General features: G+C 51.8%; 15 protein-coding genes and 2 tRNA genes. 5 read left to right on the top strand and 12 right to left on the bottom strand.

Annotation, left to right across the window (positions count from 1 at the left end; genetic code table 11):
* Positions 1-75: 75 nt before the first annotated feature.
* Positions 76-1,269, bottom strand: a complete 1,194-nt coding sequence (gene rlmI, locus GW590_RS09320) for a 23S rRNA (cytosine(1962)-C(5))-methyltransferase RlmI (RefSeq protein ID WP_169402743.1) — start codon at positions 1,267-1,269, stop codon at positions 76-78.
* Positions 1,270-1,366: 97 nt separating this feature from the next.
* Here rlmI and yccX point away from each other — a divergent pair, with 97 nt between their 5' ends.
* Positions 1,367-1,645 carry an acylphosphatase gene (yccX, locus tag GW590_RS09315; RefSeq protein ID WP_169402742.1) on the top strand — a complete coding sequence of 93 codons (279 nt, stop codon included), beginning with the start codon at positions 1,367-1,369 and terminating at the stop codon, positions 1,643-1,645.
* 41 nt (positions 1,646-1,686) lie between these two features.
* On the opposite strand, the gene tusE is transcribed toward yccX, so the two are convergent.
* Both tusE and GW590_RS09305 read right to left on the bottom strand, forming a co-directional pair.
* Positions 1,687-2,016, bottom strand: a complete 330-nt coding sequence (tusE, locus tag GW590_RS09310) for a sulfurtransferase TusE (protein WP_169402741.1) — start codon at positions 2,014-2,016, stop codon at positions 1,687-1,689.
* 69 nt (positions 2,017-2,085) lie between these two features.
* Positions 2,086-2,481: a hypothetical protein gene (locus GW590_RS09305; protein ID WP_169402740.1), complete on the bottom strand. Its 396-nt coding sequence runs from the start codon at positions 2,479-2,481 to the stop codon at positions 2,086-2,088.
* A gap of 213 nt (positions 2,482-2,694) precedes the next feature.
* Here GW590_RS09305 and GW590_RS24175 point away from each other — a divergent pair, with 213 nt between their 5' ends.
* From GW590_RS24175 to GW590_RS09295, 3 genes are all read left to right on the top strand, one after another.
* The gene (locus GW590_RS24175) at positions 2,695-2,832 is read left to right on the top strand and encodes a hypothetical protein (protein ID WP_211186693.1); all 138 of its coding nucleotides are present in this window, start codon (positions 2,695-2,697) and stop codon (positions 2,830-2,832) included.
* A gap of 453 nt (positions 2,833-3,285) precedes the next feature.
* A tRNA-Ser gene (locus tag GW590_RS09300) sits at positions 3,286-3,373 on the top strand.
* A gap of 352 nt (positions 3,374-3,725) precedes the next feature.
* Positions 3,726-3,813 (top strand) — tRNA-Ser (locus tag GW590_RS09295).
* A gap of 133 nt (positions 3,814-3,946) precedes the next feature.
* On the opposite strand, the gene GW590_RS09290 is transcribed toward GW590_RS09295, so the two are convergent.
* A complete protein-coding gene (locus GW590_RS09290; RefSeq protein WP_169402739.1) occupies positions 3,947-4,561 on the bottom strand; it encodes a cupin in 615 nt (204 codons plus the stop codon).
* Between the two features lie 295 nt (positions 4,562-4,856).
* Here GW590_RS09290 and osmE point away from each other — a divergent pair, with 295 nt between their 5' ends.
* Positions 4,857-5,189 (top strand): osmotically-inducible lipoprotein OsmE, encoded by a 333-nt coding sequence (osmE, locus tag GW590_RS09285; RefSeq protein ID WP_169402738.1) that lies wholly within the window; start codon positions 4,857-4,859, stop codon positions 5,187-5,189.
* A 97-nt stretch (positions 5,190-5,286) separates the two neighbouring features.
* Here osmE and GW590_RS09280 read toward each other — a convergent pair whose 3' ends face one another.
* The 8 genes from GW590_RS09280 to rutA form a co-directional block, all read right to left on the bottom strand.
* Positions 5,287-7,014, bottom strand: coding sequence for a potassium/proton antiporter (locus GW590_RS09280; RefSeq protein WP_169402737.1), 1,728 nt, complete (start codon positions 7,012-7,014; stop codon positions 5,287-5,289).
* Positions 7,015-8,421: 1,407 nt separating this feature from the next.
* Positions 8,422-9,750 (bottom strand): pyrimidine utilization transport protein G, encoded by a 1,329-nt coding sequence (gene rutG, locus GW590_RS09275; RefSeq protein ID WP_169402942.1) that lies wholly within the window; start codon positions 9,748-9,750, stop codon positions 8,422-8,424.
* A 43-nt stretch (positions 9,751-9,793) separates the two neighbouring features.
* A complete protein-coding gene (gene rutF, locus GW590_RS09270) occupies positions 9,794-10,330 on the bottom strand; it encodes an NADH-dependent FMN reductase RutF (protein ID WP_169402736.1) in 537 nt (178 codons plus the stop codon).
* Between the two features lie 30 nt (positions 10,331-10,360).
* Entirely contained in the window at positions 10,361-10,951 is a 591-nt protein-coding gene (locus GW590_RS09265; RefSeq protein WP_169402735.1) for a malonic semialdehyde reductase, read from the bottom strand.
* Entirely contained in the window at positions 10,936-11,775 is an 840-nt protein-coding gene (gene rutD, locus GW590_RS09260; protein ID WP_169402734.1) for a pyrimidine utilization protein D, read from the bottom strand. The genes GW590_RS09265 and rutD overlap by 16 nt, the downstream gene beginning before the upstream one ends.
* Positions 11,776-11,826: 51 nt before the next feature.
* Entirely contained in the window at positions 11,827-12,213 is a 387-nt protein-coding gene (rutC, locus tag GW590_RS09255; RefSeq protein WP_169402733.1) for a pyrimidine utilization protein C, read from the bottom strand.
* Positions 12,214-12,245: 32 nt separating this feature from the next.
* Entirely contained in the window at positions 12,246-13,001 is a 756-nt protein-coding gene (gene rutB, locus GW590_RS09250; RefSeq protein ID WP_211186711.1) for a pyrimidine utilization protein B, read from the bottom strand.
* Entirely contained in the window at positions 12,998-14,098 is a 1,101-nt protein-coding gene (gene rutA / locus GW590_RS09245; protein WP_169402731.1) for a pyrimidine utilization protein A, read from the bottom strand. The genes rutB and rutA overlap by 4 nt, the downstream gene beginning before the upstream one ends.
* Positions 14,099-14,460 lie beyond the last annotated feature (362 nt).

Raw genomic sequence — 14,460 nt, 5'->3', positions numbered from 1 at the left:
GATCACGTTTTTTCAAGCAGGCGCCCATTATTGGCACGCCTGTGTGCATCACTCGTTATGCTGCCAGCAGCAGGCTCAGGACATCACCAGACAGGCAAAGCCTTTCAAATACAAGCCTTCAGGATAAGAACCAATCACCGGGTGATCGGCTGCCTGGCGGAATTGCTCAACAAACTGAATTTCGCGATGGGCATCCAGGGCAGCATCCGCCAGGATTTTCTGGAACAGATCAGTTGGCAGTAAACCGGAGCAGGAGAAACTGAGCAAAATGCCTCCCGGACGCAGTAACTGCAGGGCAAGCATATTGATATCTTTATATCCCCGGCAGGCGCTAGCCAGCTGGTTTTTATTTTCAACAAACTTTGGCGGGTCCATCACAATCATATCGAACTGTTCGCCCTCAGTGCGGTATTTGCGTAGCAGTTGGAAAACATCCTCACGCACAAATTCTGCTTTCGACAGATCGAGCTGGTTAAGTTCAACGTTCTGGCGGGCGATATCCAGGGCATCCTGGGACGTATCGACGTTAACCACCTTTTCACAGCCCCCCATCAGGGCGGAAACCGCAAAAGCCCCGGTATAGGAGAAGCAGTTTAATACCTTGCGGCCGGTAGCGTATCGGCGGGCAGCCAGGCGGCTATCGCGCTGATCAAGATAGAAACCGGTTTTATGGCCCTGCTTGATATCGACCAGCAAGCTCATGCCATGTTCTTGGATCGGCAACAGATCGGGCGGGGTTTCACCCAATACCAGGCCCTGGGTCAATGCCAACCCTTCTTTTTTACGTACCGCGACATCGGAACGGTCATAAATGGAACAGTCAGGATAGCAGTGTTGTAGGGCACCCAGCAGGGCGGCACGCTGATATTCGGCACCCGCCGACAGCAATTGCAGCACCAGAAAATTCTGGAAGCGATCGATAGTGATACCGGGTAAACCATCGGATTCACCGGCAATCAGGCGATAACCGTCAAGGCCGTCGCGTTTTGCCAGCCAGTCACGCCAGGTCTGCGCTTGTTGCAGACGACGAATAAAAAAGTCGATATCAATGGCTTCTTCCTGGTTGAAACTCCAGACGCGAGCGCGGATCTGCGATTCGGGGGAATAAGCCCCGCGTGCCAGCCATTTACCCTGGTTGTCTACAATATCTATAGTATCGCCGGAAAGCGCCTTGCCTTCGATGCGTGTCACCGCCCCGGAAAACACCCACGGGTGACGGCGAATAAGGGATTTTTCACGGCCTTTGGCCAGATACATTCTTGCAGTCATATAATTAGCTTCGGTCAGCCTGGAGACAAAAAAGAGCGACATTGTCCGGGCAAGAGAGTGAAATTGCAACGAACCATAGCGCGATGAGGAGATTATTATGGCAAAAACCAGTATAGCGGCTTATGTCTATGGGCGGGTACAGGGCGTGGGATTTCGCTTTCATACCCAGCAGCAGGCGATTGACCTGGGGCTTTGCGGCTACGCTAAAAACCTGGATGATGGCAGCGTCGAGGTGATTGCCTGTGGTGAACAGCAGCGAGTGGAGCAATTAGTTGACTGGTTGCAGCAGGGAGGCCCGAAATACGCCAGGGTAGAGCGCGTATTGACCGAACCTCGGCCAGTGGCGGACTACCAGGGCTTTACTATTCGCTATTAATCCATGTCAGGCTGAGCCTGAAGGTATCAACACTGGCATGGTTAGATGCATTTTACCGGCTTGGGCAGACCGGCAATTTTGGTTGCCTGTTTGGCCGGGCCTTCTGGAAACAGACGATACAGATAACGGCTGTTGCCTTTCTCTTCACCGAATTTTTGCGCCATGGCTTTAACCAGCATGCGAATGGCCGGAGAGGTATTGAACTCGAGATAAAAGCTGCGCACAAAGTTCACCACTTCCCAGTGGGCATCGGTCAGGATAATACCTTCTTGCTCGGCCAGCAGGGGAGCCAGTGCGACTTGCCAGTCAGCGCTGTTTTTCAGGTAACCTTTGGCGTCGGTTTCAATCGTCTTGCCGTTAAACTCCAGCATACAACCTCTGACATTGCAAAAATGGAGGGCAAGTCTAGCAAAAAACGCCGCCGCAGGTCACCGCCTAATTTAACGCTGGCACACCGGCGTTACTGAATAGTTGGTTGGGCTGGCTTGTTGAATAGAGCCGGTTGCGGCATCGACAATAAATCCAGGCCAGAAGAACAGATTGAGCCAGGTCAGGCCGGCAACTTTTTTGGTGGTCTCGATGGACTGACTTGAACAGCCGGATTTTTCGGCGGTAATGGTCGCCGTTTTGCCTTTGGCCAGCGCATAGTCGGCATTACCTTTACCCACATAGGTGCCATTGACCAAAATTTTAGCCTCAGGATCCTGTGAGAGAATAGAGATGCGATCCTGCGCACTGCCAAACATAGTTGAGCAGCCAGATAAACTCATTACAACACTCAGAGCCACAAGGGTGCCCGTCACTTTTTTCAGCGATTTGTTTTTTAATGCTTTCATGATGTCTTCCAGTATTTGCGAGTAATTAAAAATCGTGGTTAGTAAAATTGAAAATATTCAATGCTTCATGGCTATTTGCTTTTATTGGCGCAGCATGTCGCCAAAATTAATACCGGGATAGGTAAATTCATTTCCAGATAGACTGTTATCACTTATTACCTGCCCATTTTTATATTGTTGTGTATATTTACGTTTACTGTAATTGGAAACCTGATGCGCCTGGCGGTGGAAACTGTCCGCTGTAGCCATACCGCCGCGGTGCGCTGTCGTACCCGGGTTCATCTGCTGACAGGCATGAGCGTCAGTGTCGGGACACCGGGTTTTATTTATGCTGTGGCAGGCAGAAAGTAATGTAATGGAACATAAAATAATAACCGGTGAGCATATTAATTTCATGATGACGTTTTCCTCATTACTGACAGGATGCGATAAATGTTTTTTAATTAAGACTTAATATGCGGAGGAGTATATTTAGATTTTTTTGATTAGTCTTCCTGACAAGTCAGGAAATAGCCGTCAGCCGTTAATATTAATAACGGTAGAGAAATCGTTAGTCGCCAGCGTTACACGCAGCTGCCGATAGTGAGCCAGGTACTGCAGGCAGAGATAACGATGGGGAGAAGAGACAGCAGTTATGCGGGTGGCTTGCTAGTCGATAGTGGAGGTGGACTGATATTTTGTTGATAAAATACCCGTCAATGGCGGTTTAATCACCACTTGAACGCAGAAAGCGGGTTTTTACGCTAAATGCCTGAAATCAGACTTTACAATGACCTCGGCTCTGTTTATAGTGCGTTCCGTTGCGGAGGGGTGGCCGAGCGGCTGAAGGCACCGGTCTTGAAAACCGGCGATGGGAAACCATTCGAGAGTTCGAATCTCTCCTCCTCCGCCATAAACAACACAAGAAAGCTGCTAAGCAATTAGCGGCTTTTTTTGTATCCAAAATTCAGCATCCCCTGCCATCTCACCGTTATGACCCGTCGCGCTGCGCGCTAAATGCACAACCTTTTATTTACCCTTGCTGTTCGCCAAAGACTGACGATATTCGTTGCCGCAAATAAGTCCTTATCCTGTTATTGACCGGGGTCGTATATTTTGCGGACAAATAGTGTTGGCAAAATCGGCAGTATGCGACACGAGGCAATATTTGCAGAAAAAAATGGAATTTATGTCTGTTTTTCAAGCGAATGAACGGCGACAGGCTTTACATCGTCATCGGCTATGTTTATAGTGCGTTCCGTTGCGGAGGGGTGGCCGAGCGGCTGAAGGCACCGGTCTTGAAAACCGGCGATGGGAAACCATTCGAGAGTTCGAATCTCTCCTCCTCCGCCATAAACAACAAAGAAAAGCTGCTAAGCAATTAGCGGCTTTTTTTTCGTCTGCATTTTATCGCGGCAGGACGTATATCTGACGTCAGCTATTATGGCGCGGTTAAACATATCGTCATAACGTCAATCAACTGCGGTTATTTGCTCGGCGTAGCAGCGCTATGCCATAGCAGCATACTGCCTTCAGAGTGTCCGGTAACCGGATCGCTTGCCGGTAAAGGCACGTTAGCCACGGCTTTGCTGCGTGCTGTCAGTTTTGCTGGCTCATCGTGGCATAAATCGGCGCTAATATTGGGAGGATACGCGCCCACCAGCATAAAACTGTCATCAGCTGAAATCTGCTTATGCCCGACGCCCGCCGGGATCAGCAGCACATCACCCACCTGCACATCAATCACCACGCCTTTTTCGCCACCAAGTTGTAGCTTTGCCGAACCGGCGAACACCCCCAGTGCTTCGTGGGTGTTGCTGTGAAAATGGGTAAAGCTATAGACCCCGTAGCGCCACTGCGGCGGCCAGCCATTGCTGGTAAACAGATGTTCCAGGTAGTCGGCGTTATCTACCACGTCCGGCGGAATAACATGATGATAGATGACTACAGGCAAACTGTTGTTTGGCACGCCGCCGTCCGGTTTGTTGATAGATAAAATCTGCATTGCCACCTCTCTTGGTTCGGCAAAACTCCAGCGTGGCAGCGCCAGTAATGGCCAACACCCGAGAAGAGTACAGAAGCGACGACGGTCCAGCGGCATTGGCACTGCTCCTTGTCCTTGATGATCGCCCTATTTGGCGAATGAGATCTCTTTAGCCAGCATACATCTCAATAGCTTACCTTCTCAGGTATAGAACAAAATCAGCGGAATATCACGAAATAAAGGTGCAAAAAGATGGCGTTTTTAATCTGCTGAAGTGAGGGGAGGAATGGAGCCGATTTATCAGAAAAAACTGAATTTAAAGCAGAATTAATAAATAAAAGTCATATAAATTTGTAATACGACCATTCTCATCTAGTCTTAAGGAACATAAAGCACTTCTGGAGGAGAAGTCATGAATAATAAAATGTTGATTATAGTTGCGACCGCAGTTTCTGTACTTGCTGGCTGCCAGACTTATGATCGTGCAGCAAGCTATGTCAAAGAGCCGGTTGTCAGTGATGTAAAAGTGGGTATGAGTAGAGCGCAGGTGCGTGCTATTGCTGGTCCGCCATCAACCGAAGCAACGCTGATCCATGCCAAGGGTACTTGCCAGACTTATGCAGTTGCCCCGCGTGATGGCAAGGCCCAGACTTACTTTGTAAGTTATAACGCCACCGGTCATGTGATGAACAAAGGCTATCAGACCTGTTCAGACTATGACAAAGATCCGCAGGCATCAAAATAATCAGCCTGGCTGAGCCTGTGTAGTATAAAAAGGAACTTAAAGTTCTGGTAACGCCTGCCATTGTGCAGGCGTTTTTGTTGGCGTTGACAGCAGGTGACTAGGCCTGTTGCGTCACAATGCGTACACCGACCTTGCTCACGCGATTGCCTTCCATTTCCGCTATTGTCCAGGTCAGCCCATCCCATTCTATATGGTCCCCGATAACCGGTTCACCGCCCAATAGCTGGATAACAAAGTGTCCCAGTGACAGTGACTTGTCGATGCTATCGTCCAGATTGAGGCCGTAGAGCTGCGAAATGGCCTCCAGCGGAGCGTCGGCTTCAAGAATAAAGTCACCAAAGAAGCGGTCGTCAATCACCACCGCATTGCTATCACTAAACAGTTTTCCTAGCTCGGGCAGATCTTTTTCCTGGCCAATGACGCAAAGAATATCTCCTTCTTTCAGGCGAGTGCTGCCGGTGGGATGGAGCATGACTGTGCCGCGAAACAGTGCGGCAATGCGAGTTTCTTTCGGCATCTGCAAATCACGCAGGGCAGCCCCGACGCACCATTTCTCCGAGCCGAGCTGGTAAATAAAGTGTTCCCACTGGGTGTAGATATCAATATCCAGACCGACGCGGGAAATCGGGGAGGGATGTGGCGGGATAATCACCTTGGCTTTTTTGGCTGCAAAGCCGAGTGAGGTTCCCTGTAACAGCAGCGATACCAGCACAATAAAGAAGGCTACGTTAAAATAGAGATGAGCCTGAGGAATACCTGCCATCATCGGGAATACTGCCAGGATGATCGGCACGGCACCGCGTAAGCCGACCCAGGAGATAAAGAAGCGTTCACGCAGGGTAAAATTACGGAAAGGGAGTAGGCCGACAAACACCGACAGCGGGCGGGCAAAAAGGATCATCCACAAGGATAACGCCAGCGCGGATGCAGCAATAGGCAGCAGATCGCTGGGGGTCAGCAGCAGGCCTAATACCAGGAACATGGCTATTTGGCTGAGCCAGGCCAGTCCGTCGAAGGTTTGCATAATGCCGTGCTTATTGCGTACTGGCAGGTTGCCTAACATCAGGCCACAGAGATAGACCGCCAAAATGCCGCTGCCGTCGAGGGCAACAGTAATGGCATAGACTAACAGGCCACAGCTAAATGCCAGCAGGGGGTAGAGACCGGTTGGCAAGGTAACGCGATTAATTAGTTGTTGCAGCAGCCAGCCGCCGCCCAGCCCAAAAGCAATACCGAGGCCAAACTGACGGATAACGTCGATAATAAACATCCAGCTCAGGCCATGTTCCCCTTTGGCGATCATCTCGATCAGGGTAATGGTTAGAAACACCGCCATGGGATCGTTACTGCCTGATTCAATCTCCAGCGTAGCGCTGACGCGCTCGTTGAGCCCTTTGCCGCCGATCAGCGAGAATACCGCTGCCGCATCAGTAGAGCCAATGATCGCCCCAATCAGCAAGCCTTGCATCAGATCAATATGAAACAGCCAGGCAGCGGCCAGACCGGTAAGCCCGGCGGTGATCAATACGCCAACGGTGGCCAGGGAGAGCGCGGGCCACAGGGCAACGCGAAATGAGGAGGCGCGGGTACGCATACCGCCATCGAGTAAAATCACCGCCAATGCCAGGTTGCTGACCAGATAGGCTGCGGGATAATTATCAAAAGCGATGCCGCCAATGCCGTCAACGCCAGCTAACATACCAATGGCGAGGAAAATAACCAGAATAGGAATACCAAGGCGGGAAGAAAGCGAGCTGAGCAGGATACTTGCTGCTACCAACAGGGCGCCAATAAAAAAAAGTGTGTTGATAGTGCTCGCATCCAATGTGTCTTTCTCCTGTATGTTCAACGGACATAATGCAGTAACTGTGCCAATTACTATAATCATAATTTAACAGGAATTTGTCAAAGGGGCAGGGGGCAGTTTTAGAAAGTTGGAAGTTTTGTTTTTAACTTCAAGGTTAAGGTTACGGTTAAGATCAACTTCAAGGTCAACTTCAACTTCAAGGTCAAGGTCAAGGGCATTCGCTGCGCTCACTGGGCGGCGGCCCAGACCGCCCAAAGGAGGCGAAGGCGCGCCTCCTTTGGAATCCTGCGCCTTGTCCAAATTGAACAGTGTCGTGCCCTCGGTTGTAGTTCTTTCCAGTGACTTCTGTGTGTGGCCTAAACCACGCCGCTTCGCGGTCCCTTCACTCGGTCGCGAGCCAAAAGCGTCTCGCTCCACGTCGCTCAGCGTAGGTTTTGAATCGGCCAGGAAACATTTAAAGCAAAACCGGCAACATTAAAGGTCAACTGCAAAGACAAAAAGACAAAAAGACAAAAAGACAAAACAGTAGTTTCTGAAACCGTATGGTGTACATAGTTGGCTGGCACATTCAGAGACGGCGCCGAGCGAAGCGGAGGGAGACGCTTTTGGCTCCCGACCGAGCAAGGGGACTGCGCAGCAGCGCGGCTCGTGCCACGCTCGGAGTTGCTGAAACATAGCCGGTAATAGGCAGCAGACGCATCAACAACACCAAAAGGCCCAGGATTGTTAAGGAGCGGGCCAGCGCTCCTTAACTCGGTTCGGCGCAGTGGGTTAAGTGGCCACTGCAATTATAAAACCGAAACAGCTCCTCTAAAGCCAATTGATTTTAAGACACCAATTGCCATTTAAGCCCAAACTGAAACAATTCTGCTAAAGCCAATAGCCTTTAAAAACCAAAATTGCCATTTAAGACATGCTTGCTGGCACATTCAGAGACGGCGCCGCGCGAAGCGGAGGGAGACGTTTTTGGCTCCCGACCGAGCAAGGGGACTGCGCAGCAGCGCGGCTCGTGCCACGCTCGGAGTCGCTGGAACATAGCCGGTAATAGGCAGCAGACGCATCAATAACACCAAAAGGCCCAGGATTGTTAAGGAGCGGGCCAGCGCTCCTTAACTCGGTTCGGCACAGCGGGTTAAGTGGCCACCGCTATTATAAAACCGAAACAGCTCCTCGGAGTTAATTGACTTTAAAATAGAAAATTGTCATTTAAGCCCAACCCGATACAGCTCCTCATAGCCAATTGTCTTTTAAGCCAAGAAATTGCCATTTAAGCCCAAACTGAATCTCTTTCTCCGCAGCGAATTGATTTTAAAAAAGAAATTTTTGCGAATTAAAAAGAAAAAAACCAGCGGTTAAATCGGACGGGTGGACCGAATAACCGCTGGCGATCATCAAACTTGATGAGCTAAGGAGAAACTGAGGTCGTCAGTGATCTTTTAATGCAGCATCTGTGCCAACTACATCCAGCTTTCTGTTTTTTAACAGTGCATTCAACAAAATCGCCCCAAAGGTGGCGGTGCCAATCCCCCCAATGGTAAAGCCACCAAAAGTCAGCGAAAAGTTGCCAGCCCCCAGTACCAGCGTCACTGCCACCATAATCAGATTGCCGTTCTGGTTTAAATCAACCTTGTTTTGCAACCAGATACGCGCCCCCGCTACGGCAATCAAACCAAAGACTACAATCGAGGCCCCCCCTAATACCGGTCCGGGAATGGTGTGGATCAATGCACCAAATTTGGGAGAGAAGCCCAACAATATTGCAACAAGTGCCGCGACAACAAATACCAGCGTCGAGTAAATCTTGGTGACCGCCATTACGCCAATGTTCTCGGCATAAGTGGTCACCCCGGTGCCCCCGGCGCAGGCAGATAACATGGTAGCCAAACCATCGCCGACAAAAGCCCGGCCCAAGTAAGGATCGAGGTTTTTACCGGTCATTCCGGCTACCGCTTTAATATGACCCAGATTCTCGGCGATCAGGATCACCGCCACCGGCGCAATCAATAACATGGCGTGACTGTCAAAAACCGGCGAGGTAAAACCCGGCATCCCTAACCAGGCAGCGCTGGCGATGCCGCTAAAATCAATGGCTTTGCCCCAGCCAAGGAGATTGGTAATAACAAAATAGATCAGATAGGCGGCAATCAAGCCCAGTAGCAACATCAGCCGCTGCACCAGCCCTCGGGTGAATACTGCCACGGCGCCAATACACAGCACCGTCATCACCGCCATCCAGCTGTCGAACATCGAAGCCGCCACGCTGCCAACGGCAATGGGAGCCAAATTCAACCCTATCGCCATTACCACCGCCCCGGTAACCACCGGTGGCATCAGTTTCTCAATCCAGCGAGTACCGATGGCCATCACCAGAAAACCAATCAGCGTGTAGAGCGCACCGCAGGCAATAATACCACCCAGCGCCAGCGCAATATTCGGATTGGGTCCATGGCCGCTGTAGCCGGTGACCGCAATCACCAGACCCACGAACGAGGCGCTGGAACCGAGATAGCTGGGGACCCGACCGCCGACGACAATAAAAAACAGCAGGGTGCCAATCCCGGACATTAAAATTGCCATATTGGCATCAAAGCCCATTAATAGCGGCATCAATACCGTGGCCCCAAACATGGCGACCGTATGTTGTAAACCCATCACCAGAGTGGGGCCGAAAGGCAGACGTTCATCCGGTGCGATCACCACCCCTTCCAGACTGCCCGATCTTTTACGCCATTGAGGAAACCAGGTATTCGCCATCATCTTCTCCACGAGCTAAAGCACACAGGGGATCGGCCAGAGATCAGGCCGGAGTTTTTTGACGTATCAGCGGGTGATAGCGTCGGTCAAAATAGACCAATCCATGGCTGTCATCACTACGTAAAATATCGATTACTTCGCAAAAAAAGATATCGTGGGTCCCCACGCTGGCCACCTGGCTGACGCGGCAGTCAAAAGAGGTCAGAGCGCCTTGCAGGGCGGGGGAGCCGCTGGCCATCGGGGCCCAGCTTGCGGCGGCAAAGCGTTGCTCCATGGCAGTTTTGCCGCCAAATAAATTGGAAAGGGACTCATGGCGATCTGACAGTGTATTGACACAGAGCACCTGATTTTGCTGAAAAACCGGATAAACCGACGCCGAACGGTTAAGGCAGACCAGCAGCGTTGGCGGTGAGTCGGTGACGCTGCACACTGCCGACGCGGTAAAGCCGGCGCGTCCGGCCTCGCCGTCGGTGGTAATAATATTTACCGCCGATCCCAGCTGTGCCATGGCATCGCGAAACAGCTGTTTTTCTACGCCAGCGCAGTGCGCCGGGGCCAGAGGTTGAGTTGCCATTGTCATACTAAGCTCCAGTTTTTTGACCTTGCCGGATTAGATAATCTGGCAGACGCGTTCAAAGGCCAGACGCGGCGAGCGCGGATAGACCTTGCTGCTGTCGCCATAGCCAATATTGAGCAAAAAGTTGGCTTTCCAGCCGCTTTCCGCCAGAAAGGTCTGATTGACTAACTGCTGATCAAATCCCGACATCGGTCCGGTATCCAGCCCCAGCGAGCGCAGGGCCAGGATCAGATAGGCTGCTTGTAAGCTGGCGTTGCGAAATGCCGTTTCCTGCGCCAGTTCAGGGCTGGAGGTAAACCAGGAACGGGCATCACCGTGGAGATACAGCTCCGGCAATAGATCGTAAAAGGCCGGATCATAGGCCAAAATAGCGGTCACCGGGGCGCTAAGGGTTTTTTGCAGATTGCCACTCGACAGCGCCGGTGCGAGCTGCTGTTTAGCTTGCGGGCTGCGGATAAACACCACCCGCAACGGGCAACAGTTGGCGGACGTGGGTCCCATGCGCGCCAGATCATAGGCCTGTTGCAGCAGTTCATCACTGACTGGCCGGTCCTGCCAGGCGTTGTGAGTACGTGCTTCGGTAAAAAGCGTAGCCAGGGTACTGGCGGTTAATGCTTCGGCCATAGTGTCTCCGTGGGCGAGGGTTGGCTTGATGTAGTGACGGACGGGGAGGTAAAACCCTGCAACCACGCCAGTAAAATAGGGTTAAAGGTTTCAGGGTCGGTCACGCTCATGGCATGACCGCCGTAGAGCATTTGCTGATGCTCACCGTTGGTTAGACCTGCCGCCAGGGTCACCGAGCAGTGCCAGGGCACCAGCAGATCGTCTTTGCAGCTTATCGCCAGCGTCGGCGTCACAATATTGGCCAGACTGTCACTAAGGTCGGAAGCCATCAGGGCATGCAGACGATGCAGCAGGTTCTCCATTCCCTGAAAATGAGCAATCTGTTGCAATTGTTCCTGCTGCACCAGGTCGGCATGGGCCGAGAGCCAGTCAGCAGGATATAAAAACAGCGGTTGTGCATGGACGTAGGCTTTAACACCGCTATTAAGCAATAAATCCTGGCGGACTTTAAAGCAGCGACGAGTCTGGCTATCGAGCACCGTCCAACCGTTGATCACCACCAGACTGGTCAACAAGGCGGGATAACGCTGCGCCAGATGCAGCCCGAGAATACCGCCCAGCGCATGGCCCACCAGATGGCAGCGATCAATATTGAGCGAGCTAAGCAGCGCCGCCAGTTCATCGGCCATATCTTCCATACGATAGCCCGCCGGGATCGCCCCCTGGCTGGCACCGGTGCCAAACTGGTCGTAGACCACTACGCGGAAATGTTCTTCCAGCAGGGCCAACTGTGGTTGCCAGAAGCCATGAACGCCCCCCAGGCCGGAGGAGAGCACCAGGGTTTGCGCATCGGGCGAGGTACTGCCCGAGATTTTGTAAAACATCGATGTTTTGCTCATTGCTGCTCTCAACGGATTAGAAGAAAGTGCGCCTTGCTACTTGCCGATATGGGCAATGGAGGCAATCTCTATCAGCGCCTCGGGTTTTACCAGACCACACTGAATGCAAAAACGCGCCGGTTTTTCCCCCGGAAAGTATTCGGCATAGACCTGATTGATTGCCGCATAGTTATTCCAGTCGGTAATAAAAATCGAATTAAATGTGACGTCATCCATAGTGCCACCTGCGGTTTCAATCACCTTTTTAATGGTATCCAACACATGGCGAGTCTGGGCGGCGGCATCACCCGGAAACACCACATTATTCTGTTTGTCGAACGGCAGGGTGCCCGAGACATACACCACACCGTCGGCCAGAGTACCGGGTACGAAAGGGGCAATAGGAACGCCGGTCCCTTCAGGGATAATGATACTTTTTGGCATGCTGCTTTTCCTTCTCTCAACGTTAGGGGGTGTCAGGCGCTTTTGCTCAGCACGGCGCGGGTTTTTGCTACCGTATTGCAGAAGCTGTCAACATTGGAAACCCAGCCAAAAAAGGTTTCGATATTGTAGATGGCTGCTTTCTGCGCAAACTCTGGACCCGCCTGATGGGTGGCGTCTTCCAGCACCACGCTGAAATACTCGAGAAAGAAGCCGTCGCGCAGCGTCGATTCGACGCAGACATTGGTGGCAATGCCGGTAAACACCAGATGATGAATGCCGTAGCTGCGCAGCAGGCTGTCGAGCTGGGTATTAAAGAAGCCGCTGTAGCGCGGTTTGGGCAGCACAATATCACCGGGCTGTGGCTGCAACTCGTCGACCAGATCGTAATCCCAGTCGCCTTTGGCCAGCAGTTTGCCCATCAGCTCAGGGCGCTTGCGCATGGTTTTTAGCGCATTGGACTTATGGAAGTTTGGCGATCCCTCACCGCCGGCTTCGACATATTGATTGTCCCAGCCGTTCTGGAAAAAAATGACCTTGATACCGGCAGAGCGTGCGGCGGCGATCGCCCGCTTGATATTGGCGATCACCGGCGCGGTATGGGAGACATCAAACCCGGCCAAATCGAGATAGCCCCCTGCCGAAGCGTAGGCGTTTTGCATATCAATAACGATTAGCGCGGTTTGCTGTGGCGAAAACGCCAGCGATTCGGGACGCGCCGGTAAAATCACTTCATCTTCTACCGCGCCGGGATTACGGCGCACAACGGCAGTTTCTACCCTGTTCATCAGGCTACCTCTTTTGCGACGGGAGTATTGGTCAACAGATGTTGGCGAGTGGTCATCAGCGGCTGGATAAATTGACCAAAGTTCTCAATGCCGGAAACAAAATCATCAAAGGTCAGCAGGATACCTTCGGTGCCAGGGACAGTGGCAATCTCATCGAGCATGCGGGCGACGTTGGCATAGGAGCCCACCAGGGTACCCATATTGATATTCACTGCCGAGGTGGGATCGGCCATTTGTCGCACATTGGTATCGGCACCCGATTTGGTGTCTTTGCTGCTCTGATCGGTAAGCCAGGCAAGGGCTTCACTGTCGGCCCCGGCTTTATAGGATTCCCATTTGGCGCGGGCGGCGGCGTCGGTATCGTCGGCGATAATCATAAACAGCACGTAGGAAGCTACCTGGCGCTGTTCCGCTTCGGCAGCGGTTTTCATACGGGCGGCGGTAGGGGCAAAGGCGGTAGGAGTATTGACGCCTTTACCAAAACAGAAATTAAAATCGGCATATTTGGCGGAGAAGGCCATACCGGCATCGCTTTGTCCGGCGCAGATTACCTTCATTTCTGCCTGTGGTCGCGGGCTGACGCGGCAGTCATCCATGGTGAAAAACTCGCCCTGCATGGTGCAATGGCCGGTACCCCACAGGTCGCGCAGCACCTGGACGTATTCGGTCAGATAGTCATAACGGCGGCTAAAATAGTCATCTCCCGGCCACATGCCCATCTGCTCATATTCCGGTTTCTGCCAGCCGGTGACCACGTTGACGCCGAAACGACCATTGGAAATCGAGTCGATGGTGGCCGCCATCCGCGCAACGATAGCGGGTGGCATCACCAGGGTCGCTGCGGTGGCGTAGAGTTTTATTTTACTGGTGACCGCGGCCAGTCCGGCCATCAGCGTAAACGACTCCATATTGTGTTCCCAGAATTCGGTTTTGCCACCGAATCCGCGCAATTTGATCATCGACAGCGCAAAGTCAAAATGATAATGCTCGGCTTTCTGCACGATAGTTTTGTTCAGCTCAAAGGTGGGCTGATATTGCGGCGCGGTTTCCGAGATCAACCAGCCGTTGTTACCGATAGGAATAAAGACACCGATTTTCATAACACACCTCATTCGTTGCTCAAGGTCGATACTGACCTGTGGAACAGTTGTCTGGGGACTTTCACTGTGCGCGGCTTGAGTGCATCCTGCGGGTTCCAAATTGCGCTACGCAGTGAGACTGTTTGCAAAGGCAATGCCAGTTTTTAAATCGGCTTTATTATCAGTGTGTTAAAAAAATGTTTTAAATTTGAGTGGAGCAGACGGTCAAAAGTGGACCATTTGGTAAAAAATAACTGCACATAAATCAGGCATGATTGAACAATAATGGTGCGCATTTGTTAATTTTTGGCTAAATCAGCCGCGCTAAAACCTGGGCTGGCGTAGTCGCCATGGGTGCGATTTGTTATGCTTTGCTCACGCAA

It is taken from the genome of Rouxiella aceris, assembly GCF_012933545.1.
Taxonomy (GTDB): domain Bacteria; phylum Pseudomonadota; class Gammaproteobacteria; order Enterobacterales; family Enterobacteriaceae; genus Rouxiella; species Rouxiella aceris.
The sequence above is the reverse complement of the archived record's forward strand: the minus strand, read 5'-3'. Positions and strand labels throughout refer to the sequence as shown.